This is a genomic window from Arthrobacter sp. AZCC_0090, assembly GCF_014207375.1.
Lineage (GTDB): Bacteria > Actinomycetota > Actinomycetes > Actinomycetales > Micrococcaceae > Arthrobacter.
Genome location: NZ_JACHEE010000006.1, coordinates 130852 through 154602, shown reverse-complemented (window position 1 = coordinate 154602; position 23751 = coordinate 130852). Strand labels below are relative to the sequence as shown.

At 63.8% G+C, this 23751-nt stretch carries 21 protein-coding genes; 7 read left to right on the top strand and 14 right to left on the bottom strand.

Annotated features, from left to right (window positions below):
* Positions 1-42: 42 nt before the first annotated feature.
* From HNP00_RS11515 to HNP00_RS11505, 3 genes are all read left to right on the top strand, one after another.
* Positions 43-1431: an HRDC domain-containing protein gene (locus HNP00_RS11515; RefSeq protein WP_184739129.1), complete on the top strand. Its 1389-nt coding sequence runs from the start codon at positions 43-45 to the stop codon at positions 1429-1431.
* Between the two features lie 315 nt (positions 1432-1746).
* A complete protein-coding gene (locus tag HNP00_RS11510; protein ID WP_184739127.1) occupies positions 1747-3021 on the top strand; it encodes an acetyl-CoA C-acyltransferase in 1275 nt (424 codons plus the stop codon).
* Positions 3018-5168, top strand: a complete 2151-nt coding sequence (locus tag HNP00_RS11505) for a 3-hydroxyacyl-CoA dehydrogenase NAD-binding domain-containing protein (RefSeq protein WP_184739125.1) — start codon at positions 3018-3020, stop codon at positions 5166-5168. Before HNP00_RS11510 ends, HNP00_RS11505 begins: the two co-directional genes overlap by 4 nt.
* Before the next feature lie 27 nt (positions 5169-5195).
* Here the strand turns inward: HNP00_RS11505 and HNP00_RS11500 are convergent, their stop codons facing one another.
* From HNP00_RS11500 to HNP00_RS11460, 9 genes are all read right to left on the bottom strand, one after another.
* Positions 5196-6281: a nucleoside hydrolase gene (locus HNP00_RS11500; RefSeq protein WP_311770563.1), complete on the bottom strand. Its 1086-nt coding sequence runs from the start codon at positions 6279-6281 to the stop codon at positions 5196-5198.
* A gap of 10 nt (positions 6282-6291) precedes the next feature.
* A complete protein-coding gene (locus HNP00_RS11495; protein WP_184739122.1) occupies positions 6292-7269 on the bottom strand; it encodes an aldo/keto reductase in 978 nt (325 codons plus the stop codon).
* Positions 7270-7307: 38 nt separating this feature from the next.
* Positions 7308-7523, bottom strand: a complete 216-nt coding sequence (locus HNP00_RS11490) for a hypothetical protein (protein ID WP_184739120.1) — start codon at positions 7521-7523, stop codon at positions 7308-7310.
* A gap of 30 nt (positions 7524-7553) precedes the next feature.
* Entirely contained in the window at positions 7554-8114 is a 561-nt protein-coding gene (locus tag HNP00_RS11485) for a hypothetical protein (RefSeq protein ID WP_184739119.1), read from the bottom strand.
* Positions 8111-8686 carry a DUF402 domain-containing protein gene (locus HNP00_RS11480; protein ID WP_184739117.1) on the bottom strand — a complete coding sequence of 192 codons (576 nt, stop codon included), beginning with the start codon at positions 8684-8686 and terminating at the stop codon, positions 8111-8113. Before HNP00_RS11480 ends, HNP00_RS11485 begins: the two co-directional genes overlap by 4 nt.
* A complete protein-coding gene (gene dxs, locus HNP00_RS11475) occupies positions 8683-10656 on the bottom strand; it encodes a 1-deoxy-D-xylulose-5-phosphate synthase (protein WP_184739115.1) in 1974 nt (657 codons plus the stop codon). The genes HNP00_RS11480 and dxs overlap by 4 nt, the downstream gene beginning before the upstream one ends.
* A gap of 152 nt (positions 10657-10808) precedes the next feature.
* Positions 10809-13640: an aconitate hydratase gene (locus HNP00_RS11470; RefSeq protein WP_184739113.1), complete on the bottom strand. Its 2832-nt coding sequence runs from the start codon at positions 13638-13640 to the stop codon at positions 10809-10811.
* Positions 13641-13783: 143 nt separating this feature from the next.
* Positions 13784-15181, bottom strand: a complete 1398-nt coding sequence (locus tag HNP00_RS11465) for a class I SAM-dependent RNA methyltransferase (protein ID WP_184739111.1) — start codon at positions 15179-15181, stop codon at positions 13784-13786.
* On the bottom strand, positions 15181-17154 hold the full coding sequence (locus tag HNP00_RS11460) for an APC family permease (protein ID WP_184739109.1): 1974 nt from the start codon (positions 17152-17154) through the stop codon (positions 15181-15183). Before HNP00_RS11460 ends, HNP00_RS11465 begins: the two co-directional genes overlap by 1 nt.
* A gap of 110 nt (positions 17155-17264) precedes the next feature.
* Here HNP00_RS11460 and HNP00_RS11455 point away from each other — a divergent pair, with 110 nt between their 5' ends.
* Together HNP00_RS11455 and HNP00_RS11450 are read left to right on the top strand one after the other, a co-directional pair.
* Positions 17265-17939 carry a TrkA family potassium uptake protein gene (locus HNP00_RS11455; RefSeq protein ID WP_184739106.1) on the top strand — a complete coding sequence of 225 codons (675 nt, stop codon included), beginning with the start codon at positions 17265-17267 and terminating at the stop codon, positions 17937-17939.
* Entirely contained in the window at positions 17936-18667 is a 732-nt protein-coding gene (locus tag HNP00_RS11450) for a TrkA family potassium uptake protein (protein WP_184739104.1), read from the top strand. Before HNP00_RS11455 ends, HNP00_RS11450 begins: the two co-directional genes overlap by 4 nt.
* Here the strand turns inward: HNP00_RS11450 and HNP00_RS11445 are convergent.
* The 4 genes from HNP00_RS11445 to dut all read right to left on the bottom strand — a co-directional run bounded on the left by HNP00_RS11445 (position 18637) and on the right by dut (position 21143).
* Positions 18637-19428: a DUF3159 domain-containing protein gene (locus tag HNP00_RS11445; protein WP_184739102.1), complete on the bottom strand. Its 792-nt coding sequence runs from the start codon at positions 19426-19428 to the stop codon at positions 18637-18639. The genes HNP00_RS11450 and HNP00_RS11445 overlap by 31 nt on opposite strands.
* Positions 19425-19778, bottom strand: coding sequence for a hypothetical protein (locus HNP00_RS11440; protein WP_260404915.1), 354 nt, complete (start codon positions 19776-19778; stop codon positions 19425-19427). The genes HNP00_RS11445 and HNP00_RS11440 overlap by 4 nt, the downstream gene beginning before the upstream one ends.
* Positions 19771-20520, bottom strand: a complete 750-nt coding sequence (locus HNP00_RS11435) for a DUF3710 domain-containing protein (RefSeq protein ID WP_184739100.1) — start codon at positions 20518-20520, stop codon at positions 19771-19773. Before HNP00_RS11435 ends, HNP00_RS11440 begins: the two co-directional genes overlap by 8 nt.
* A 74-nt stretch (positions 20521-20594) precedes the next feature.
* Positions 20595-21143 carry a dUTP diphosphatase gene (dut, locus tag HNP00_RS11430; protein ID WP_311770562.1) on the bottom strand — a complete coding sequence of 183 codons (549 nt, stop codon included), beginning with the start codon at positions 21141-21143 and terminating at the stop codon, positions 20595-20597.
* Between the two features lie 98 nt (positions 21144-21241).
* Here dut and HNP00_RS11425 point away from each other — a divergent pair, with 98 nt between their 5' ends.
* Positions 21242-21727 (top strand): DUF3093 domain-containing protein, encoded by a 486-nt coding sequence (locus tag HNP00_RS11425; protein WP_184739096.1) that lies wholly within the window; start codon positions 21242-21244, stop codon positions 21725-21727.
* Between the two features lie 18 nt (positions 21728-21745).
* On the opposite strand, the gene HNP00_RS11420 is transcribed toward HNP00_RS11425, so the two are convergent.
* A complete protein-coding gene (locus tag HNP00_RS11420) occupies positions 21746-22042 on the bottom strand; it encodes a DUF4193 domain-containing protein (RefSeq protein WP_184739094.1) in 297 nt (98 codons plus the stop codon).
* Positions 22043-22326: 284 nt separating this feature from the next.
* On the opposite strand from HNP00_RS11420, the gene sepH reads away from it, so the two are divergent.
* Positions 22327-23751 carry a septation protein SepH gene (gene sepH, locus HNP00_RS11415; RefSeq protein WP_184739093.1) on the top strand — a complete coding sequence of 475 codons (1425 nt, stop codon included), beginning with the start codon at positions 22327-22329 and terminating at the stop codon, positions 23749-23751.

Here is a 23751-nt window from a genome sequence, read left to right as displayed (position 1 = left end):
GGCCGGACCGGCCCCGAACAGAGTCGGTAAACTGAAGGCACCATGACCCCTGAAAATCTGGAACCCACCACAGCCGGCGCTCCGGCTGCTGATCCCACCCCACACATCACGGTAGACGGCTTTGAGGGCCGGATACCCGAAATCATCGATCTGGATGCCCCACGCGAGGGCGTACCCCTTGTCATCGACACCATGTCCGGCTTGGAGCGGTGCGCCGCCGCCATCGCCGCAGGAACCGGCCCCGCAGGGGTCGACGCAGAGCGCGCCTCCGGCTTCCGCTACGGACAACGCGCCTTCCTGGTACAGATCCGGCGTGACGGCGCAGGTACCTGGCTGATCGACCCGGAGCCCTTCGACGACCTGAAGATCGTCAACGAAGCGCTGAGCGGCGTCGAGTGGATCCTGCATGCCGCGACGCAGGATCTTCCGTGCCTGGCCGAACTAGGCATGTGGCCGGACAAGCTCTTCGACACCGAGCTCGCCGCACGGCTTGCAGGGCTGCCCCGGGTCGGCCTCGCAGCCGTCATCGAGCAACTCCTGGGCTTTGGCCTCGCTAAAGAACACTCAGCGGCCGACTGGTCCACCCGCCCCCTTCCCGAACCGTGGCTGCGGTATGCGGCCCTCGACGTCGAGGTCCTCGCCGAGCTACGCGAAGAACTCATCGAACTCCTGGAAGCAGATGGGAAGCTCGAATTTGCCGAGCAGGAATTCGCCGGCATCCTCGCCGCCGGGCTCCCGGCCCCCCGGGTCGATCCGTGGCGCAAGACCTCCGGCCTGCACCAGATCCGTGATCGCCGCCAATTGGCAGCCGTACGCGAGCTGTGGCATGAACGGGACCAGTTGGCACGCAAGCGTGACGTTGCTCCGAGCCGCCTGATTCCCGATTCAGCCTTGGTCGCCGCGGCAAAGGCCATGCCCACCACCGTTCCGCAGCTCCTGGCCACCAAGGGCTTCCACGGTCGGGCCGCACAGCGGGAAGCACCGCGCTGGCTGCGCTGCATCGCCGCTGTAAAGAACACCGAGGACCTTCCTCCGCTGCATCTTCCAACCAATGCTCCCCCGCCACCGCGCGTCTGGACGGACCGGGATCCCGAGGCCGCAGCGCGCCTGGGCACTGCCCGTCCACGGCTCCAGGCGGCGGCCGACGAGCTCAAACTTCCCGTGGAGAACCTGCTCACGCCGGATTACATGCGGCGCGTGCTGTGGCGGCCGCCGTCGGACATCACGGTCGAGTCCGTGTCGGAAGAGCTGCGCGCCCTCGGCGCCCGGGAATGGCAAATCGCCATCACGGCGCCGATCCTCACCGAGGCGTCACTGAATCCACAGCCGCTGCCGCCGAAGGAACCCAAAGAGCCTCGGAACCCCGCTCCGAAATCCCAGGACGAAAGCCAAGGCAACAACCGGGACGAGAAGGACAGTGCACGTTCCTGATCAATTGGCCCGCAGAGAGCGCGGAAGGCCTGCCGCCGGACCGAATGGTCCAGAGGCAGGCCTTTGCCGTCCCCCTGTGACGCACGCTCACATATCGGACCCTCCGGCATGACGCCCGCTCACATGTGGGCTTTTTTCCAGGTGCATTCCGCGATAGATGTGAGCGAGGATCCCGCGGGAAGACGATATATGTGAGTGAGCGTCCGAAATGGATCGCCTTGCGCGCTAAGTTACCCACGAGTAACATAGCTGTGAATGACACCGGCTTCCCCTATGAGGACTGTCCGGCATCCATGTCTCAACGAGGAGCCACACATGAGCCATACCGGGAACAGCGCCAAGCCGCGGGCAGTCCGCGACGTCGTCTTCGTGGACGGTGTCCGGACGCCGTTCGGGAAAGCGGGCGAAAAGGGCATCTATGCAGGCACCCGCGCCGACGACCTCGTGGTCAAGTGCATTCGCGAACTGATGCGCCGCAATCCGGCTCTCCCCGCCGAACGCGTTGACGAAGTCGCCATCGCCGCCACGACGCAGACCGGCGACCAAGGCCTGACCATCGGGCGGACCGCCGCCCTCTTGGCCGGCCTCCCCCGCAGTGTGCCCGGTTTTGCGATCGACCGCATGTGTGCCGGGGCAATGACCGCGGTCACGACGACGGCGAGCGGCATCGGTTTCGGCGCGTATGACGTCGTGATTGCCGGCGGCGTAGAGCACATGGGCAATCACCCCATGGGGTCCGGTGCGGATCCGAACCCACGGTTCATGTCCGAGCGGATCGTGGATCCAGCCGCGCTGAACATGGGAAACACGGCCGAGACCCTCCACGATCGCTTCCCGGCGATCACCAAAGAGCGCACGGACACTTATGCGGCGGCTTCGCAGGCAAAACTTGCGGCGGCCTACGGTAAGGACCAGATCCAGCCGGACCTGGTCCCTGTCGCCACGATGAAGCCAGGACAAGGCTGGACAGTCAACACTGCCGACGAGCCACCACGCCCCGGAACCACCGTGGATGACCTCGCAGAGCTTCGCACGCCTTTCCGGGCCCACGGCCGCGTCACCGCGGGCAATGCCGCCGGTTTGAACGACGGCGCGACGGCGGCGCTCCTGGCCTCCGCCGAGGCTGCCGAAGAACTAGGTCTTTCCGTGAAGATGCGTTTGGTCTCCTATGCCTTCGCCGGAGTCGAACCCGAAGTCATGGGTATCGGGCCGGTTCCGGCCACCGAGAAGGCCCTCAAGAACGCCGGACTCGGCATCGACGACATCGGCCTGTTCGAGATCAACGAAGCCTTCGCTGTGCAGGTCTTGAGCTTCCTGGACTACTTCGGGATCGCCGACGACGATCCCCGCGTCAACCGCTACGGCGGGGCGATCGCCGTCGGGCACCCCCTCGCATCTTCCGGCGTGCGGCTCATGAACCAGTTGGCGCGCCAGTTCGAAGAAGACCCGTCAGTCCGCTTTGGGCTCACCACGATGTGCATCGGCTTGGGCATGGGCGCCACGGTGATTTGGGAGAACCCGCACCACGTTAACTACAACAGCGCAACAGAAACCTCCGCCAACACAGCCACCGAGGGAGCCGCAGCATGAGCGCCGCCGAATTCCAGAAACTGGCCGGACTTTTCCCGGACGAGACAGTGACCCACTCCTACGTCCAAGACATCGAACTCCCCGGCGACGCCGGAACGTTCGCCCTGATCACCCTGGACAACGGGCTTGACCATACCAAGCCCACCACCCTTGGACCCAATACCCTCGTGGAGCTCGGCACGGTGCTTGAAGGCCTCAAGGAGCGCGCCATGCGCGGCGAGATCGTCGGCGTCGGCGTCACGGGCAAGCCATACTTCCTCGTGGCGGGAGCGGATCTTTCCGCGGTCAAACGGCTCGAAGAGCGGGATCACGGCCTGTGGATGGCACAGCTGGGCCATGACGTCTACGCGACGCTCGCGGATCTGGGAGTCCCCAGCTTTGCCTTCATCAATGGCCTCGCCCTCGGTGGTGGTCTCGAAATCGCCCTCCAGTCCACTTATCGCACGGTCTCCACCGGCGCGGGCGCCCTCGGGTTGCCTGAAGCGTTCATCGGACTTGTCCCGGGATGGGGCGGCGTCTACATCCTTCCCCGCCTCATCGGCCCGGAAAACGCCGTCAAGGTCATGATCGAGAACCCGCTGAGCAACAACCGCACGCTCACCGGCCCACAGGCCCTCCAGCTCGGCATTGCCGACGCGATCTTCGAACCAGCAGATTTCGTGGAGCAGTCCATTGCTTGGGCCGCGAAAGTGATTGCCGGCGAGACGATCCCGGAGCGGAGCAACTCCGTGGATCCGGCGGATCCTGCCGTTGCCGAACGCTGGACGGGCGCGGTGGCAGCAGGCCGGGCGTTCGTGGAAGCCAAGACGTCGAACGCTTCACCGGCTCCGGCCAAGGTACTGGATATCCTCGAGGTCAACCGGCCCATGAGCAAAGTCGAATCCGCGGCCCTGGAATGCGAGACGCTCGCAGACTTGATGCAGACGGAAGAGTTCCGCTCCACCGTCTACGCCTTCCTGGACCTCGTACAGAAACGGTCGAAACGGCCCGCAGGTGCGCCGGACCGCAAGCTCGCACGTCCGGTGACGAAGATCGGCGTCGTGGGTGCCGGCCTGATGGCGAGCCAGCTCGCCTTGCTCTTCGCACGCCAGCTCAAGGTGCCTGTTGTCTTGACGGACATCGACCAGGAGCGCGTGGACAAGGGAGTTGCCTACGTTCATGCGGAAGTGGACAAGCTGCTTGGAAAGAAACGGATCAGCTCCGACGCCGCCAACCGGACCAAGGCCCTCGTCAGCGGTTCCGTCTCCAAGGAGGCATTCGCCGACGCCGATTTCGTCATTGAAGCAGTCTTCGAGGAACTCAACGTCAAAAAGCAGGTGTTCGCCGAGGTGGAGGCCATCGTCTCCCCCGAGTGCATCCTCGCGACCAACACGTCCTCGCTGTCCGTGACCGCGATGGCCGAAGATCTGCAGTACCCGGAGCGCCTGGTCGGTTTCCACTTCTTCAACCCCGTTGCGGTCATGCCGCTCCTGGAGATCGTGCGCGCTCCAAAGACCGACGACGCCGTGCTGGCTACCGCTTTCGAGCTCGCCAAGGGCTTGAAGAAGACAGCCGTGCTGGTCAAGGACGCAGCCGCTTTCGTCGTCAACCGGATCTTGCTGCGGCTCATGGGCGAAGTCATTGCCGCGTTCGACGAAGGGACACCGGCGGAAGTCGCCGACGCGGCGCTGCGCCCGATAGGCCTGCCAATGAGTCCGTTCACCCTCAGCGCGATGGTGGGCCTTCCGGTCGCCCAGCACGTCCAGGAATCGCTGCACACTGCCTTCGGCGAGCGTTTCGCGGTGTCCCAGAACCTGCAGAAGCTGATTGACAACGGTGTGAAGTCGCTCTGGGCACCTGGTCCTGATGGAACGCCTGTCATCCCGGCAGAGACGCTGGCACTCATGTCCTTCGGCACCACACCGTCAACGGCCGAGGAAGTGCTGCGCCGAACCCAGGACGCCCTCGCCGAGGAAATCGGGCTCATGTTGGCTGAAGGGGTAGTGGCCGGGCCGGAAGACATCGACCTCTGCGTGATCCTCGGTGCCGGCTGGCCGATGTTCCTGGGCGGGATCACACCGTATCTGGACCGGGTGGGCGCTTCCGAGCGTGTTAACGGCAAACGCTTCCTGGCACCCGGAATCGCTTCGAAGCCGGCCGCGGGCTAGCTTTCCGGCTGGCCTGCCCGGGGCGATTCACCGTCTCCGGCCGTCCTGGTTTCCCAGCCGACGGGCGAGGCCGCCCAATGAGCGCACCAGTTCGTTGAACGCTTCCTCGGGGTGGTTCTCCGAGACGATGCGCGCGTTGGGCGGCTCGCCCCAGAGTCCGCGAAAATCCGCCACAGTGGTTCCGATAAGCCTAGGAGCTGTTGTCTCCACGTGCACTGTTGCGCTGCGGGTCCGGTATCTGGCGGTCCCGGCGGCGACCGATGCGGCGAAGTAATCGTGGATGTGCGCCACGTAGCCCTGGTCGTAGCGGCGGTGGAACTCGAAGTAGAAGCGCAGCATGTCGCTGACATGCCGCACGAGTTCGCTGGAAGCGGTGCTGCGCCGCCCTTCTGGCTGATCCGGCATGACAAGTTCCGGCTCGGCGCAGCCTGCCTCTGCGGCCAGGGCGGCGAGGTGTTTGGGCTTCAGTTCGATCCGTTCCGTGGTCTCCAGGGCACACACCACTGGAAGTTGCTCCTCAGGAAGCCCGGAGAAGGCCGCGAACACTTCGGCCGCCGCGTGCGGATCAACGTGGGTGTTCCACTCCGCGGTGGGAGTCGTATTGCCTTGGTAGTAATAGCTGCCGCCCATGATCACGACGCCGCGCAGCAGCTCCGGCAGGCGCGGTTCGGCCCGCAGGGCGAGGGCGAAGTTAGTGAGCGGCGCTGTCAGCAGGGCGGTCAGCTCCCCCGGCCGTGACCGGGCTGCTTCCACCCAGAGTTCGACGGCGTCAACGTCGTACACCTTTCCGTGCGGTTCCAGCAGCTCGGCGTAGCCGATGCCCTGGGGACCGTGCGTTTCCGGCGTCGTGACCAGCGGGATCCGCAGCGGCGCCCGTGCACCGATGGCAACGGGCACGTCGGGGCGGCCACACAGCTCGAGCAGGGACAGGTTGTTGCGTGCCACCTGCTCGGCGGCAACGTTGCCCGGGGTGCTGCTCACGGCCACGAGCTCCACTTGCGGCTGGCTGCACAGATAGGCCAAGGCGAGGGCGTCGTCGATTCCCGTGTCGCAGTCCACCAGCAAGCTCACCGACTCGCGGTGCCCGGCAGTCGGCGTCGGATCCTCGCTCACGGAACGGTCCTCAGAAAAGGGCAACCTTGGGCGAACGCGGGAAGATCTCATCCAACTCGGCGCGCTCTTCCGCCGTGGGCACCCAGCGCACCGCTTGCGCGTTTTCGGTGATTTGCCCGGGGCGGGTAGCTCCAGCAATGACGCTGCTCACGGCAGGCTGGGCGGCCAGCCAGGAGAACGCCAGCTGCACTTCACTCAAGTCCCGTTCCTTGGCGAATTGGCTGAACCGGCCCAACTGGACCCAATCGGCGTCGTTGACCATATTGGTCCGAGTATGGCTCAGGCGCGATCCTTCGGGGGCGCTGCCTGGAGAATACTTGCCCGTGAGGAGACCGTTGGCCAGAGGGAAATACGGCAGGACACCGAGCCCGAAGGCCTGGGCGGCCGGCAGCACTTCGAGTTCCGCGCGGCGGTCCAACAGGTTGTAGTGGTTTTGCGTCGAAATGAACCGGGCGCCGCCCTGCATCCGCGCGACGTATTCGGCCTCGGCGATTTGCCAGCCAGCACGGTTGGAGTGGCCGATGTACCGGACTTTACCTGCCGTCACGAGGTCATCGAGGGCCGCGAGGGTCTCGTCCACTGGGGTGAGCGGATCCGGAGTGTGGTACTGGTACAGGTCGATCCAGTCGGTGCCAAGGCGGCGCAGCGACGCCTCTGCGGCCTGGATGATGTAGCGGCGTGATCCCCGGGCTCCGAAGTCGTTGCCGTTCACGCCGTGCATGTCGAGACCGAATTTGGTGGCCACGATGGCGTCGTCCCGGCGACCCTTCAGCGCGACGCCCAGCATGGTTTCGCTGAGGCCGGGCTCCCGGCCGTAGACGTCGGCGACGTCGAAAAGGGTCACCCCGGCATCCAGTGCGGCATGCACCACCGCGTTGGTGCCCTCCTGCGATTCCGTGGCCGTATTTGCCCGGCCAAGATTGTTGCACCCCAAACCGACTACTGAGACGGTCAATCCGGAATGTCCAAGACGGCGGTATTCAGTCATGGTTTCACCCTACAACGCCGCGGTGGCCAATCAGCCGCTCAGGATCCGAAGGCTATCCCTGCCTCTTCCATCGCTTCGTGTAACTGCGCCATGACCTTGGGTCCCATGCCATGCAGGGCCGCTACCCGCCGCTCGCCGAACTCGGCGAGCTGTTCCAAGGTTTCCAGTCCTTCATGGGCGAGTGCCCTGCGTGCCGGAGCAGACAAGCCCTTCGGCAGCGGAGTGTGTCCGGGCCAGTTGCTCTTGGGCGCCATGATTGTCCCTTCGAAGCGGTGACGTAGTCCTTAGAGAGTAAAGCCCGCGCCGGTTTTCGGCGAGTGTTTCACTTTGAAGGCGGCAGGTTCGGCATGGGGGGCCGCAGCGATGCTCAGCTTGGTGAAGTCCAGGTCTTCTCCGCGGATGCACACCTTGATGGCGTTAACGGCCTTGTTGACATCCGGGCACAGGCAGTAAATGTTGAGCTTCGCGTCGCCGATTTCGGAACGCTCCACTGTCCCGAGGCCGCGCCAAGCCAGTTCGCTGGTCAGGGCAGCCTTGGCCTTTCGTTCAAGGTAGCGGTCGCGCTCGGTACCATCCTTCGTTTTCAGCGCGATTTGGGCGACCACCCAGAACTGCTCGGTCTCCGGGATCTCGGCGTAACCGTCCTCTTCGCATTGCGCTGCAAAAGCAGCCATGAGTCCTTCGACGGCGGCCTCGTCCTCAACGTCGGTTTCGTCAGTGCTGCTCTGGTGTCCTACGACCCCGTGGTTGATCACGAACTGCTTGAATTCGTCGTCGTACCAGGCCTCCCGGAAATGCAGGACAGCTTCGTCGTCGCGCTTGTAGGTGCGGATGATGCCGCTCATGCCCGTCCTTTTCTGAACCATTCGGCACACGTACTGCTGGGTCCCGTGCCGTCGAAGGGTGCCTGTTTGGTGAATACTGCCTGGTAAAGCGCGCCGCATTCCTGCCGCATGGATTCGACCACATCGTCGGGGTAGGCCATGGTGACGCGGTGCTCGTCGAATTCGTCTTCGTCGTCGATAAACACGTCCCTGTGCACGGAACGGATGACGTCGAGATCCATGTCAATCATGTGGAATTCGGCTACGCCGGGCTTGATGGGCTTCCACTCGTGGGCCATGGCCAGATCTACGTAGATCCGGAAATCCCCGGGGTAGGTGTCGTCGTAGAACGTGGCCACGTACTCCCCTGAACGCGGCACCAAGAGTACTGCGTCCGACGCCGTGTAGAAGGCGGCTCCCGGTCGGGAACAGAATTCACCCCGCCCTTGGAAAATCCACCAGCCATGGATGTCCTCGCCGAGATAACGTCCCGGCACAACCCAGTGGGCTGTCCCGTCCCATTTCCGGTTCCGGGCAACCACCAGGTCTCCCGGCTGGAGAGCGCCGGGCCGCCGCGATGCGTCCCCGCTCACAGCTTGGGGAGGCTGCCTGTGGTGGGGTGTTCGTGTCCCGGCAGGGGACGCGCGAAAGGCACCTTTGTCCCCAGAACCTGCGCGACGACGTCGTGCGTTATCTGTTGGGCAGTAAGCCCCACCCGTTCAAGCACTTGGCTCCTGGTTCCGTGGTCGAGGAATTCGACCGGAAGTCCCACTTCGTTGAGCGCCGTGTCCACGCCGGCTGCCCGCATCTCCTGGCGGATACGGGATCCGACGCCGCCGGCACGAACGCCGTCTTCGATGCAGACCACCAATCGGTGCCGGGCGGCGAGGGCGATGATGGACTTGCGTACCGGCAGGACCCAGCGCGGATCGACAACTGTGGAACTGATGCCTTGGGAACCGAGCCGGGACGCGACGTCAAGGGCGAGCTCGGACATGGCGCCGACGCTGACAATCAGGACGTCGTTCTCTGTGGAGCCTTCGGGCCGGCGAGCCAGCACATCGACGCCGTCAGAAAGCCGTTCGATCGCTTCGATCTCGCTTCCAACGCTGCCCTTGGAGAAGCGCACCACACTGGGTGCGTCAGCAATCGCGACGGCCTCGCGGAGCTCTTCGCGCAGGCGGCTGGCATCGCGCGGAGCCGCGAGATGGAGCCCCGGAACGATCTGGACCATCGCCATGTCCCACATGCCGTGGTGGCTGGCACCATCCGGGCCGGTCACCCCGGCGCGGTCCAGGACAACCGTGACTCCAGCCTTGTGGAGGGCTACGTCCATGAGGAGCTGATCGAAAGCGCGGTTGAGGAACGTAGCGTAGACGGCTACTACCGGGTGCAGTCCGCCGAAGGCCATGCCGGCCGCCGAGGTGAGGGCATGTTGTTCGGCGATGCCCACGTCGATCACCCTTTCCGGGTGCCGTTCCGCGAACTTGTGCAGTCCGACCGGAATCAGCATGGCCCCGGTGATGCCCACGATGTCCTTGCGTTCGTCGGCGATATCCGCGATTTCCTCGGCGAATATAGACGTCCAGGAGCGGGCTCCACCGGCCTGGGTTGGTTCGCCGGTCTCGGGATCGATGATTCCGACGGCGTGGAACTGGTCTGCCTCGTTGGCGAGGGCAGGCGCGTAACCGTGTCCCTTTTCCGTCATGGCATGGACGATCACGGGGCCGCCATAGTTGCGGGCCGTGGTGAGCGCGTGTTCGAGGGCGCGCATGTTGTGGCCGTCGACAGGGCCGATGTACTTCATGCCGAGGTCTTCAAACATGCCTTGCGGAGCCCACCAGTCCTTGATGCCCTTCTTCATGGCATGCAGGCTCTTGTAGGTGAACTGGCCAATGGGACCGCCGTTTTGCAGCTTCTTCTTCCACCAATCCAACACAACCTCGTAGGTGGGGGCAGCGCGGAACGAGTCGATTGTGGGGCGCAGCGAAGCGAGATAGTCTGCCAGGCCGCCGACCGTGGGGGCGTAGGAACGGCCGTTGTCGTTGACGACTATCACCACGCGACGGCGCTTGTCCGCGGCAATGTTGTTGATCGCTTCCCAAGCCATTCCGCCCGTCAGGGCGCCGTCACCGACGACCGCGACGACGCAGCGATCGCCTTCTCCGGTCAATTGCCGGGCGCGGGAGATACCGTCGGCCCAGGACAGGGAGGATGATGCGTGGGAGCTCTCGACGATGTCGTGTTCTGATTCGCCACGATCGGGGTACCCGGACATGCCGCCTTGCTGCCGGAGGGTGCTGAAGTCCTGCCGTCCCGTCAGCAATTTGTGGACGTAGGACTGGTGGCCGGTGTCAAAGACGATGCTGTCTCGCGGCGAATCGAAGACCTTGTGGATGGCCATGGTGAGTTCCACCACGCCAAGGTTCGGTCCGAGGTGTCCACCCGTTTGAGCGACGTTGGTGATGAGGAAAGTCCTGATCTCGCCGGCAAGCTGCTCCAGCTGCTGGCTGGTGAGCTTGCTCAGGTCCTGCGGGTTCCGGATTGTCTCCAAAAGTCCCAACGGCCCCTCCTTAGGGTGATTGACGTGCTATATAACTCTAACGCCTTGGCCGCCGCGAAGCCGCCGGAAAGGCGACAGCCCCGGTTGGTCAACGACCATCCGGGGCTGTAGCTGTTGCCTATTGGCTCAGGCGCAGTCTGCGCAAATTGCCGCTAGTGTGCGGAGATCTGGCGCAGGACGTACTGCAGGATTCCACCGTTGCGGTAGTAGTCCGCTTCGCCCGGGGTGTCGATGCGCAGCACGGCATCGAAGGACTTGGAACTGCCGTCCTCGGCCGTTGCAGTGACCTTGAGCGTCCGCGGCGTGGTGCCGTTGTTCAGCTCGATGACGCCCTCGACGGAGAACGTTTCCGTACCGACCAGGCCAAGGGACGCGGCGGACTCGCCGGCCGGGTACTGCAGCGGGAGGACGCCCATGCCGATGAGGTTGGAGCGGTGGATACGCTCGTAGCTTTCGGCGATGACAGCCTTCACACCCAGCAGCGCGGTGCCCTTGGCAGCCCAGTCACGGGATGAGCCGGAGCCGTACTCCTTGCCGGCTAGGACCACCAGCGGAGTGCCCGCGGCCTGGTAGTTCTGGGCGGCGTCGTAGACGTAGGCCTGCGGGCCGTCCGCCTGGGTGAAGTCGCGGGTGAAGCCACCCTCGACGCCCGCACCGTCGTTGAAGTCAGCGAGCAGCTGGTTCTTGATGCGGATGTTCGCGAAGGTTCCGCGGATCATGACTTCGTGGTTGCCACGGCGTGAGCCGTAGGAGTTGAAGTCCTTGCGCTCCACACCGTTGGCCAGAAGGTACTGGCCAGCCGGGGTGTCCGACTTGAACGAACCGGCCGGGGAGATGTGGTCGGTGGTGACGGAATCGCCGAGCTTCAGAAGGACCCGGGCGCCGGTGATGTCCGTTACCGGATCCGGCTGTGCCTTCATGCCCTCGAAGTACGGGGGCTTCCGCACGTAAGTGGACTTGGCGTCCCAGGCGAAGGTGTCGCCTGCCGGGGTGTCGAGTGCCTTCCAACGGTCGTCGCCGTCGAAGACGCCCTCGTAGCCGCGGGCGAACATTTCCTTGTCGATCGAGGAATCGATGACCTTCTGGACCTCGACGGGGTTCGGCCAGATGTCCTTCAAGAAGACATCGTTGCCGTCCTGGTCCTGGCCCAGGGCGTCCGCCTCGAAGTCGAAGTCCATGGTTCCGGCCAGGGCGTAGGCGATGACCAACGGCGGCGAGGCCAGGTAGTTCATCTTGACGTCCGGGTTGATGCGGCCTTCGAAGTTGCGGTTGCCGGAGAGGACTGCGGTGACGGAAAGGTCGTTGGCCTGGATGGCCTCGGAGATTTCGGCGTCGAGCGGTCCGGAGTTGCCGATGCAAGTAGCGCAGCCGTAGCCGACAATGTAGAAGCCGAGCTTCTCCAGGTAGGGGGTCAGGCCGGACTTCTCGTAGTAGTCGGTGACAACCTTGGAGCCGGGAGCGACCGACGTCTTGACCCAGGGCTTGGAGGTGAGGCCCTTGTCCACGGCGTTGCGGGCGAGCAAGGCGGCGGCCAGCATGACGGAGGGGTTGGACGTGTTGGTGCAAGACGTAATCGAAGCGATCGAAACGGCTCCGTGGTCCAGTTCGAATTCGCGACCGTCAGCCGTCACGACGCCCACCTTGTTCGACGGGCGGCCATTCGACTTGGGACCGTGTGCGTGCGGCGCTACATCGGCCAAGTGGGTCGCGGTAGCGGTAAACGACGGCGAGTCCGAGGCCGGGAAGCTCTCGTCAATGGCTTCGTCCAGGCTTCCGTCGGCCAGGTCTTCCTTGACGTAGTTGCGCAGGTCCTCGCGGAACTGTGCCTTCGACTCCGTGAGGATGATGCGGTCCTGGGGACGCTTCGGGCCGGAGATGGAGGGAACAACCGTGGACAGGTCCAGCTCAAGGTACTCGGAGAACTTGATCTCGTGGGACGGATCGTGCCAGAGGCCCTGTTCTTTCGCGTAGGCCTCAACCAAGGCGACGTTCTGCTCGGAGCGGCCAGTGAGGCGCAGGTAGTCGAGCGTGACGTCGTCGATCGGGAACATGGCTGCCGTGGAGCCGAACTCCGGGCTCATGTTACCGATGGTCGCGCGGTTGGCCAGCGGCACCGCCGCAACGCCTTCGCCGTAGAACTCCACGAACTTGCCGACAACACCGTGTTTGCGCAGCTGCTCGGTGATGGTCAAGACGACGTCGGTGGCCGTGGCGCCCGCCGGAATGGAGCCGGTGAGCTTGAAGCCGACAACACGCGGGATCAGCATGGAGACGGGCTGGCCGAGCATCGCAGCCTCGGCTTCGATGCCGCCCACGCCCCAGCCCAGCACGCCCAGGCCGTTGACCATGGTGGTGTGGGAGTCGGTACCGACGCAGGTGTCGGGGTAGGCGCGGAGAACGCCCTCAACTTCGCGGGTCATAACGGTACGCGCCAGGTATTCGATGTTGACCTGGTGGACGATGCCGGTTCCCGGGGGAACAACCTTGAAGTCGTCAAAAGCGGTCTGGCCCCAGCGCAGGAACTGGTAACGCTCGCCGTTGCGCTGGTATTCGATCTCCATGTTGCGCTCGAGGGCGCCGGAGTTGCCGAAGGCGTCGATCTGCACGGAGTGGTCGATGACCATTTCGGCCGGAGCCAGCGGGTTGACGCGCTTGGGGTCGCCGCCGAGATCCTTGACGGCTTCACGCATGGTGGCCAAGTCGACGACACAAGGAACACCGGTGAAGTCCTGCATGATGACTCGAGCCGGGGTGAACTGGATCTCGGTGTCTGGCTGGGCATTCGGGTCCCAACCGGCCAAGGCGCGGACGTGGTCGGCCGTGATATTGGCGCCGTCTTCCGTCCGCAGGAGATTTTCAAGCAATACTTTAAGGCTGAACGGAAGGCTGTCTGCGCCCTCAACGGAGTTCAACCGGAAAATTTCATAATCGGTGCCGGCTACATTCAGTACGCCTTTGGAACCGAAGCTGTCCACAGTGCTCATGGCAGGACTCCTCTCGCAACAGCTTTCATCTTTGTCGCGCGGTTGACCGCTAGCTAGTTAGGCAAACCTAATCTGAGCATCATGCCGTCGGTCGGTGGAGAAGTGAAGCGCGACGTCGAACTTCTCCACCATCGTAGTGGCGGCTACGCCGCGGGCACCAGCAACGCGACGGTCTCCAGATGGTGAGTGTGTGGATAGAGATCAAAGGCACGGAGTGAATCAAGCCGCCAGCCGCCATTCCGGAAGTACCCGAGATCACGCGCGAAAGAGGCTGGATCACACGACACGTAGGCGATGGCCCGCGGTCCGGACTCGATGAGCTGGCTGACTACGGCTTTGCCGGCACCGGCGCGCGGCGGGTCGATCACCAACGAATCGAAGCTGCGGGACCGTTGCCGCAGGACGCGTTCCACCTTGCCCTGGACGATCTCCACATGGGGCTCTCCATGCAGATTCTTGCGGGCGTCCCGGCTGGTTCCGGGCGATCCTTCAACGGATAGCACCGAACCAGTGATCCCCACCGCGTCCACCAGGGGCGCCGTAAACAACCCGGCTCCTGCGTAAAGATCGGCCACGGCTGATCCGGGAAGGAGGTAGCCACCATCGTGCAAGAATCCCGTAACCGCCCCCACCAAGGTGTCCGGAGCGTCTTTGTGGATCTGCCAGAAGCCCTCTCCCGTGACCCGGTATTCATGGCCGGCAGCGGATTCCTGGACCCAGGTCCTGCCGCGCAACTGCAGCACTTCGCCGCGGGCCGGGTCGAAGCTGGCTACGGAAACTTCGTGTGAGAGCTGGCCCAGGATGCGGTTGAGTCGGCGCGCGTCGGTACCTTCTTCCGGGGCGAGAAGGACCAGGGGACGTGAACCGTTAGCTGGTGCCGCAATTTCCACCCTTGAAATGCCGTGTAAGTCGAGCTCCCACAGCCGCAAGTCATTAATGCCCGGAAGTGCGAGCGGCATCTCGTGAACCGGAATGATCACGTCGGAGCGGTGGGCGTGCATCCCCAGGCGGCCGCCCGGGGTGACGGCAAAGCTGGCGCGCGTTCGCCAGCCGAGGCCTGAATCGACGTCGGGGCCTGCACCGCCGTTGGAAGCTGGATCATGACCGGAGACGGGCTCCACGTCGATATTCAGTTCGACGCCGGCGAGCCGCTTCAGTTGCTCGGCGAGGACCTCGGACTTCAGCCGGCGCTGCCGTTCGAGCGTCACGTGCCCGAGTTCGGCACCTCCCACGGGCGGACCGCCCTTGCGCCAGGCGGCAAGGGAATCGGCGAGTGCCCAGAAATGGCGTGTCCGGTCGTCTGATGCTTCCAGGACGTCGACGACGTCGGCACGCCAGAATCGGGAAGACTCGCCCGAGTCGGTGAGCCGGATCCGGACCTTCTCCCCCGGGATGCCGTGCCGGACAAAGATGACCCGGCCCTCGTGCCGGGCGACAAAATGGCCTCCGTGGGCGATGGGGCCGACGTCCACCACCAGCTCCTTGGCAGCTCCGTCCTGGGCCGTGGGCTTGCTGGAATCGGTGTAGCTGGGGTGGGTCATTAGGTATCCTGCAGTGCCTTTGCTTCTTCGGAGGATTTCAGTTGCCAAGGAACGCTTGCCACCATCACCCCGGGTTCAAAGTGAAGCCGGGCCTTGATGCGCAGTGCGGTCTGATTGTGGACAAGCTGTTCCCACCACTTGCCGACGACGTACTCCGGGATGTACACGACGATCAGGTCGCGTGGGGAATCCCGGCGCATGTTCTTGACGTAGTCCAAGATGGGCGTGACGGTTTCCCGGTATGGACTCGCCAATACGGTCAACGGGATAGGGATGTCCAACTTGTCCCAGGCCTCCACAGTGTGGGCGGTTTCCTCGTGGTCGATGTCCACAATAATGGCGTCCAGCCTGGACGGCCGCGATGCCCGCGCGTAGGCGAGTGCGCGCAGCACCGGTTTGCGGACGTGGGACACCAGCAGCACGGCGTGAACCCTCGTGGGCAACGCACGCGGAGACGAGTCCTCGTCAACGGCCAGTTCCTTGGCCACGTTGTCGTAGTGGGCCCGGATGCTCCACATGATGAGGAACAGCACGAACATGGCCAGGAGGGCGATCCAGGCACCTTGTTCGAACTTGGTGATGAGAACGATGGTCAGCACCAAGGCCGTCATGCAGAAGCCGAGCATGTTGATGGTGCGGGACTTCAGCATTCTCCGGCGGACAGCTTTGTCCCGGGCAAGCTTGAGTTCCCTGCCCCAGTGCCGCACCATCCCCAGCTGGCTCATCGTGAAGGAAATAAAGACACCCACGATGTAGAGCTGGATCAGCTTGGTGACGTCGGCGTTGAAGGAAATGATCAGGACGAGGGCACCTGCCGCAAGCGCGAGAACCCCGTTGCTGAAGGCCAATCGGTCTCCGCGCGTGCGCAGCTGACGGGGAAGATATCCATCCTGGGCGAGGATGGAACCCAGAACCGGGAATCCGTTGAAGGCTGTGTTGGAGGCGAAGACGAGGATCACGCCCGTGGCTGCTACGACAATATAGAACGGGATGGACCCTGGCCCGAAAATGGTCTGTGCAATCTGGCTAATGGCCGGGTTCTGGATGTAGTCGTCCGGCAGCGGCTTGCCATCGAGGAGGAATTCCTTGGCCGGGTCCAGCACGATGTGGACCTTGGTGGCGTTGGCGAGGTAGATGATGCCCGCGAGCATGGCCGAAGCGATGACCCCCAACATGAGGAGGGTCGTGGCGGCGTTCTTGCTCTTGGGCTTCTTGAAGTTCGGCACACCGTTGCTGATGGCCTCCACACCGGTCAGGGCGGCCGCGCCCGAGGAGAAGGCCCGAAGGAGCAGGAACGCTCCTGCCAGACCGACTAGCCCCTGGTCGAATCCCTCTTGCGGGACGATCGAGAAAGCGGCCGACGGCGCTTCGCCCAGTTGGCCCGTGACCGCCTGGAAGATGCCCACAGCCGTCATTCCCAGAATGGAGAACATGAAGATATACGTGGGAACCGCAAAGACACTCCCGGCTTCTTTGATGCCGCGAAGGTTCACCAGGGCCAAGATGACGACGCCGACTGTGGCGATGACAGCCTGCTGCCCGTGCAATGAGGGGATCGCCGTGGTCAGGTACGCCGCTGCAGAGGACATCGACACGGCGACTGTGAGGACGTAGTCCACCAACAAAGCGGCCGCGACGGTCAGGCCGGCGAACTTCCCCAGATTGACGTTGGCGATTTCGTAGTCGCCGCCACCGGAAGGATAGGCGTGGACGTTTTGCCGATACGAGGCAACCACCGTGAGAAGCACCACCATGACGGCGAGGCCGACCAGCGGTGAAATGGCCACGGCACTCACACCAGCGAGGGCCAGCGTCAGCAGGATTTCGTCAGGGGCGTACGCCACTGAGGACAGGGCATCCGAAGCGAAAATCGGCAGCGCAATGCGCTTGGGAAGCAGGGTGTGGGCCAAACGGTCGTTCCGGAAAGGCCGCCCCACCAACACCCGCTTCGCGGCATTGAGAATTGTCAGCACTCCGCAAAGCTACTCTGAATCGAACGCGATGTCATGACGGCGGACTGGCTTCCGCAACTTACCCCGGTAGAGTCTTACCGAGCGGCATGCATAAGAGTGAAGGAGAGACCGTGGCTCACTTTGTGATCATGGGTTGCGGACGAGTAGGCGCAACTTTGGCGCACACCTTGGAAGACGCCGGCCATTCAGTGGCAATCATCGACCAGGACGACCGCGCTTTCCGTCGCCTGCGCAGCGGATTCACTGGCCGGAAAGTCACTGGCGTCGGCTTTGACCGGGACACGCTGAAGCAGGCAGGTTGCGAAGAAGCGTATGCCTTCGCCGCGGTCTCCAGTGGTGACAATTCCAACATCCTGGCCACCCGGGTGGCCCGTGAGACTTTCCATGTTTCGCATGTTGTTGCCCGCATCTACGATCCCGGCCGCGCCGAAATCTACCAGCGCCTGGGCATTCCCACGGTAGCCGCCGTGCGCTGGAGCGCGGACCAGGTCCTGCGCCGCATCCTGCCCGAGCAGCACCTTGCGGGCGATTACCGCGAGCCTTCCGGCCGATTGGTCTTGTCTGAAGTTGACCTGAACGAAGGCTGGATCGGGCACCCGCTGACTGCCATCGAAGCAGCTTCCGGGATCCGCATCGCTTTCCTCACCCGTTTCGGCGAGGGCGTCCTGCCCCAAGCCGGAACGGCGTACCAGGAAGGTGACACTGTGCATGCCATGTTGAATCTGGACCGCAGCGCCGAGGTGGCACGCGTCCTCGCCAGCGCACCCGCCAAGGAGTCTGAGTGAAAGTCGTTATTGTCGGCGCGGGCAGCGTCGGTTCGTCGATCGCGCGGGAATTGCTCGCCCACAACCACGAGATCATGCTGATCGACCTCAAACCCGAGGTCATTGGGCGCAGCGGCCTCCGTGGTGCCCGTTGGCTGGTGGGCGATGCTTGCGAATTGAGCACGCTGCAGGAAGCGAAACTGGAAGGGGCCGACGTCGTCGTGTCCGCGACCGGTGACGACAAGGTCAACCTTGTGGTGTCCTTGCTGGCCAAGACCGAGTTCGGCGTGGGCCGGACGGTGGGCCGCGTGAACAACCCCAAGAACGACTGGATGTTCAACGATTCCTGGGGAGTCGACGTCGCGGTCAACACCCCGCAGCTCATGACGGCGCTCGTGGAAGAAGCCGTGGAAATCGGTGACCTCGTCCGCCTGCTGACCTTGCAGACGGGAGTGTCCTCGCTCGTGGAGTTCACCGTCCCCCACGACTCGTACATTATCGGCAGCACTGTGGGAGGCATCGAATGGCCGGAAGACGCCACCCTGGTGGCGATCCTCCGCGACCACGCGCCCATCACGCCCAGCCGTGATGACGTGATCGACGGCGGCGACGAGCTGTTTTTCGTCACGACCATTGCGGCCGAAGACGGGCTCAGGGCATTGTTGTCCCCGTCCGCAGCGGACCACGGGTCAGTTGAGATCGAGGAAGAATTTTCGGATCAGTCCGACGACGACGGCTTCGACGGCTGAGGATCCTTGGCCGGCTTCTGGCCTGGCGCCGGCCGGGTCAGGAGCCAAGCGATCCAAAGACCAAGGATGTACAGCGGAGCACCCATGATCAGCCTCATGGTAGCGAGAGCGGCCAGGCCGGGCTCGCCCATGAAGTACAAGGGAACCTGGACCACAAGCCGTAGTGCCAGGACAGCGATGACCACCCAGGTGCCGATGGTATATGCCCGCAAGCGCTCCGGGTTCTTCCGCCAATCGAAGCCTTCGTTGCGGACAAAGCCGAAGAGCAGGCCGGCAATGGGCCATTTGAGCACAATGGACAGCACCATTCCCACGATGTAGGCAATGTTCGTGTAGAAGCCCAGGACGTAGAAGTCCTCGGCTTTGCCCGTGGTGTTGGCGAGCCAAGCGGAAATTGCGACGCCGGCGATCCCGGCAAGGGCCTGGGTCAACGGACGTCGCTGGACAAGCCGGACCACGGTAAAGACAGCGGCCGCCGCGAGGGATGCAATCAGGGACGCCGGAAGGTCGCGGGTGACCATGAAGGCGATCAGGAACACGAGGCCCGGCACAATGCTCTCGGCTATCCCTTGAACACCCCCGGCCGATTTGAGGATATCCACGTGCCCGTGGCTGTTGCGTTGGAGTCCGGCCTTTTGTGCGTAGCCTGCCGCGATGTCCGCGATACTTGGTCCCTGCGTCTCCTGACTCGATCCTTCTGCCGGGCCGGGATTTTCCCGCGCTGGCTTTTCGTGGGGACCGGGTCCGTTGGCGACGGTCATTGCTGCTCCTGCCGGGAGAGGATTTCATAGCGCGGATTAAACATGGTGGGCATCCCGTCCCGCAGAGTGACCATTCCTTCGAGGCGCAGGACAGTCCCGGGTTCGATGCCGGGCACCTTGCGGCGCCCGAGCCAGATGACGCGCAGGCGGGCCAATGGACCGGTTTCTCCCCTGTGCGCGATCCGGTCAACGACTATTGCCGAGAAATGCGCCTGCTCGCTGGCGGGTTGGTAGGTTACCGACTCGATAAAACCCGTGCAATTGACTCTGCCACGCACAGGGAGATCAGTGAGGGACAGGGGTGCCGGGCTGCCAGTGCCTGCAGCGGCGCGAGCCGCTTTGTCAGCCAATCTGGGTGATCTCCGGACCGCGTTCAGGCCGCTGAAGCTCCGGCGCTTCCTGCGGAGCGCCGTGGTGCCCAGGGGCCGCGGCGTCCTTGGGCAACCTCAACTGGAGCAGTTCGCGGGGCGGCATGGGGTTGTCTCCTCGAATGACAACGACCTTTCGGAAGAGATTCTCCAAGCCTTCAGCGGCGTCCCTGTCCAGGGCCGCCTGGCCACCGATGACGCCGCGGAGGAACCAACGGGGGCCATCCACACCCATGAACCTGGCCGCTCGGAAACCGCGTCCGCCATCGGCAGATTCGGTGGGAAGCTTGGCGACGAGTTCCGTCCCGAAGGTGCCGGCGATTTCCTCGACTTCGCCTCCTTGGCTGGACACGGACTGGCCGATCTGTTCGCGGATTTCATCCCACAGTCCTTCGGAACGGGGAGCGGCGAACGCTTGGAGCTGAAGGCTCGAGCCGTCCAGGTCCATGGTGACGGCCACTACCCGCTGGGTCGCCTCTTCCACCTCGAGGCGCAATTGAAGGCCCTCGGAAGGCTCGATAAGCAACGCGCCAAGGTCCACGTAGCCCTCTTGGCTCTCAATTTCGCTGGCATCGAATGGCCCCTTGGACAGACGGAAGTCGCCCTTCGCGGTTCCACTGGCTACCGTGCCGGCATCCCCCCGCGACGTCGCGGCATTCGCCTGCTCGGTATCCTTGTCTTCCGGCTGCTCAGCCTTGGACTTCTTTCCGCGCCCAAAAAGCATCGGGTTGTCTCCTTAGTAGTGGTCTATCCCCAGTAAACCGCAGACTGCCCGTCAACTCGCGGGCAGCATGGCAATCAGCTCCGTACGGCGTCGATTGTCGAGGGTTGTTGCGAGCTCACGGCCGGCGCGAAGCCTCCGGTGGATCCAAAGCCGCCGGTGCCGCGTGCTGTGTCGGACAACTCCTCCACCGCCACGAACTGCGCATACTCGACGCGCTGGATCACCATTTGAGCAATTCTATCGCCGCGCTTGAGTTCGATCGCCTGGTTTTGGTCCGTATTCAAAAGCGTCACGGAAATTTCACCTCGGTAGCCGGCATCGACCGTGCCCGGAGCGTTGACTACAGTGAGCCCGTGCTTGGTGGCCAGCCCCGATCGCGGGTGGATCAGTGCGACAAAGCCGTTTGGCAGCGCGATTGAGACCCCTGTGGGAACGAGCTTCCGCTCCCCCGGGGCGAGAGACACGTCCGTGCGGGCGCGCAAGTCGGCACCGGCGTCACCAGGGTGGGCGTACGACGGTGCTTCCAGACCGTCGTCGAGCATTTTCAGCTGGATCTGAAGGGTCGGCGCGCCATATTCGGCGGAAGTGTCTGCTGGGCTGGCTACTGCTGTCTCATGGCTCACAGTCAGATATTCTATCGTCCGCTGGATCCTGCCGCGGTTGTCGGTGCAGGGTCCAGGCGGGTTAATTCCTCGGGTCGCTGTCCCGATAAGCTGGTTGCATGCCTGAATCGACTGCATCCGTGCCCACGCCGAACCACTCCACAAGTGGAACGGGCGTCCTGTTTGCGGAAAAGCTCTGGCCGTCCCCTTGGATTTGGATCGTCGTGGTCGGCTTGTCCGCCGCGGGCATCCTGATGTTTGCGCCGATCAGTATCACAGCGGGCATCATCGCCGCACTGGTTCTCTTCGGGATCATGACCACCATGCTGTTGTTGTCCACGCCGGCGATTGTGGTGGACCAAGATACCGTCCAGGTGGGTCGCGCCAGTATCCAGCGCGAATTTGTCGGCGCAGTCGCGGCGTTCCGCAAGGACGAAGCCACGGCAGAGCGCGGTACCCGGCTTAATGGCCTCGCGTTCCTGTGCCTCCGTGGCTGGATCGACCCCGTGGTGCGTATTGAAATCACCGACCCTGCGGACCGTACGCCGTACTGGCTGACGTCCACCCGCCGCCCGGAAGAGCTGCTGGCTGCGCTTTCAAAGTAGGCCGTTCCGTTCCCCGGATCAGCTCTCGCATTCCTTGCAGTAAAGATGACCGTCTTTTTCCCGTGCAATCTGGGAGCGGTGCTTGACCAGGAAACAGTTGAAACAGGTAAATTCGTCTGCCTGCGGAGGTAGGACGCGGACCAGCAGCTCTTCGCCGGACAAGTCCGCCCCGGGGAGTTCGTAGGCGTCGGCCAGGTCAGTCTCGTCAACGTCAACCGCCGACGACTGCTTCTCGGTGCGATGCGACTTGAGTTCCTCGATCGAGTCCTCGGTGTCTTCTTCCGTCTTCCGAGGGGCATCGTAGTCCGTTGCCATGGTCCCTTCTTCGTTCTCCCTTGTGCTTCACGCAGGGCTCGCGCTCCTGTCAACCGGAACCTGCTCCGGTCTAAGGATGTAACGCAGCAGGCCCCGTTTATGTGCCCGATATCGGGCAGATTGTCCTCCCAGCGGCACCAAATGTCCATAGCTCCACGGGGACCGTTCCGCGGGGAAAGTGCCGGAAATGGCGGAATATCGCGGCGCGCCCTTTGTCCTAGTAGGAAAAGGCCCCACCGGGTGGCAGAGTTTCGAATGTCAGATAGGCCATGGTGGAGGATTTTATGCGGGATCTACGGCTGGTTGGCGTCCACGACGACGGCGGACATCTCCTGTTGAGCGGTACCGGCGGCGAGATGTTCCAGCTTCCGATTGACGAGGCGTTGCGTGTTGCCGCGAGCCGGACACCTGCCCAGGTGGCCGCGCGTGCTTCGATCACGCCCGTCGCCATGTCCCCGCGTGACATTCAGTCGCGTATCCGTAGCGGTGCTACGGCCGCGGAAGTGGCAGAGCTGTCAGGATTGCCGCTCGCCAACGTGCAGCGCTACGAAGGCCCCGTGCTGGCCGAGCGGGAATACATCGCGCAGCAAGCCCGCAAAGTGGAAGTCGCTGCCCCGGCACCCGGCCACGATACTTACCGCGCAGCGTTCGGCGACGAACCTGCAAGCCTCGGCGAGATGGTCGCGCACCGGCTCACGGCCCACGGCATCGACCACTCCGCGGTGGAGTGGGACTCCTGGCGCCGGAGCGATGGGGCTTGGACCGTCGTCGCGCGCTTTGAAACCAAGCCAGGCACCTTGGAGACCATTGGCGAAGAGCCGCCGGCGATGTGGACGTTCAATCCCGCCCGGAAATCGCTCCAGAACGCCAACCGCTGGGCCCAGCAGCTCAGCGAACTGGAACCGCTTGATGGCCCCGTACCGGCACGGCGGCTCGCCGCCGTTTCCGACCGGCCTTTTGATTTCGAGGCCGACGCGGGTGCCGCGGCCCGTGCCGCCGCTGCGGCCACCAAGGAAGCCGATGGGCTCCTGGACATGCTGCGCTCACGACGCGGACAACGGCTGGGCCTCGACGAAGACAGCGACGACGCCTTGGCGCTGCTTCTGAGCAGCGGAGTTCCTGCTGCCCATCCCAGGCCCAGCGACGTCGAAGACGGGCTTTCGGACAAAGAATCAACGGACACAGACACGGACGAACCGGCAGAAGCCGATCCCGCCCCGACCCGTCGCGACGCACGTGCCTCCATGCTGTCGCCGCTGAGCCTGGCTCCGCAGCAAGACGACAATGAAGACGATTCCCTCCGGCTGCACGACGGGGTCAGTACGGACACACGGGAAATCACCGTGATTCCGAGCCCTATGCGCCCCGTGACCCTTCTGCGCGGCAGGACTGACAACGATGCGCAGGCCGCCCAAGAGAAGCCGCGATCCCAGGAAACGACATCACCGCGGGCAGGCCTGGACGAATTGCTCGGCGGCGCTCCCCGGCGGGAACGCGAAGAGCCGAAGCCCACCCGCGCTGGGCTGAAGGATTCCTGGTACACAGCCACACCATCCACCCCGTCGGAGGGTGTGGCTTCGGCGTCCGACAACCCGCCCCACGGTGACGAATCTTCCGACGCAGCACCTGCCGAACGCCAGCCGTCACGGCCCAAGCGCTCCAGCATCCCCAGCTGGGATGAAATCGTCTTCGGTACGCGCGGAGACTAG

Excerpts from the sequence above, each read along its gene's own strand:
- HNP00_RS11515 (WP_184739129.1), top strand. The coding sequence starts at position 43 with ATGACCCCTGAAAATCTGGAACCCACCACAGCCGGCGCTCCGGCTGCT.
- HNP00_RS11510 (WP_184739127.1), top strand. The coding sequence starts at position 1,747 with ATGAGCCATACCGGGAACAGCGCCAAGCCGCGGGCAGTCCGCGACGTC.
- HNP00_RS11505 (WP_184739125.1), top strand. The coding sequence starts at position 3,018 with ATGAGCGCCGCCGAATTCCAGAAACTGGCCGGACTTTTCCCGGACGAG.
- HNP00_RS11495 (WP_184739122.1), bottom strand. The coding sequence starts at position 7,269 with ATGACTGAATACCGCCGTCTTGGACATTCCGGATTGACCGTCTCAGTA.
- HNP00_RS11490 (WP_184739120.1), bottom strand. The coding sequence starts at position 7,523 with ATGGCGCCCAAGAGCAACTGGCCCGGACACACTCCGCTGCCGAAGGGC.
- HNP00_RS11485 (WP_184739119.1), bottom strand. The coding sequence starts at position 8,114 with ATGAGCGGCATCATCCGCACCTACAAGCGCGACGACGAAGCTGTCCTG.
- HNP00_RS11470 (WP_184739113.1), bottom strand. The coding sequence starts at position 13,640 with ATGAGCACTGTGGACAGCTTCGGTTCCAAAGGCGTACTGAATGTAGCC.
- HNP00_RS11465 (WP_184739111.1), bottom strand. The coding sequence starts at position 15,181 with ATGACCCACCCCAGCTACACCGATTCCAGCAAGCCCACGGCCCAGGAC.
- HNP00_RS11445 (WP_184739102.1), bottom strand. The coding sequence starts at position 19,428 with ATGACCGTCGCCAACGGACCCGGTCCCCACGAAAAGCCAGCGCGGGAA.
- HNP00_RS11435 (WP_184739100.1), bottom strand. The coding sequence starts at position 20,520 with ATGCTTTTTGGGCGCGGAAAGAAGTCCAAGGCTGAGCAGCCGGAAGAC.
- HNP00_RS11425 (WP_184739096.1), top strand. The coding sequence starts at position 21,242 with ATGCCTGAATCGACTGCATCCGTGCCCACGCCGAACCACTCCACAAGT.
- HNP00_RS11420 (WP_184739094.1), bottom strand. The coding sequence starts at position 22,042 with ATGGCAACGGACTACGATGCCCCTCGGAAGACGGAAGAAGACACCGAG.
- sepH (WP_184739093.1), top strand. The coding sequence starts at position 22,327 with ATGCGGGATCTACGGCTGGTTGGCGTCCACGACGACGGCGGACATCTC.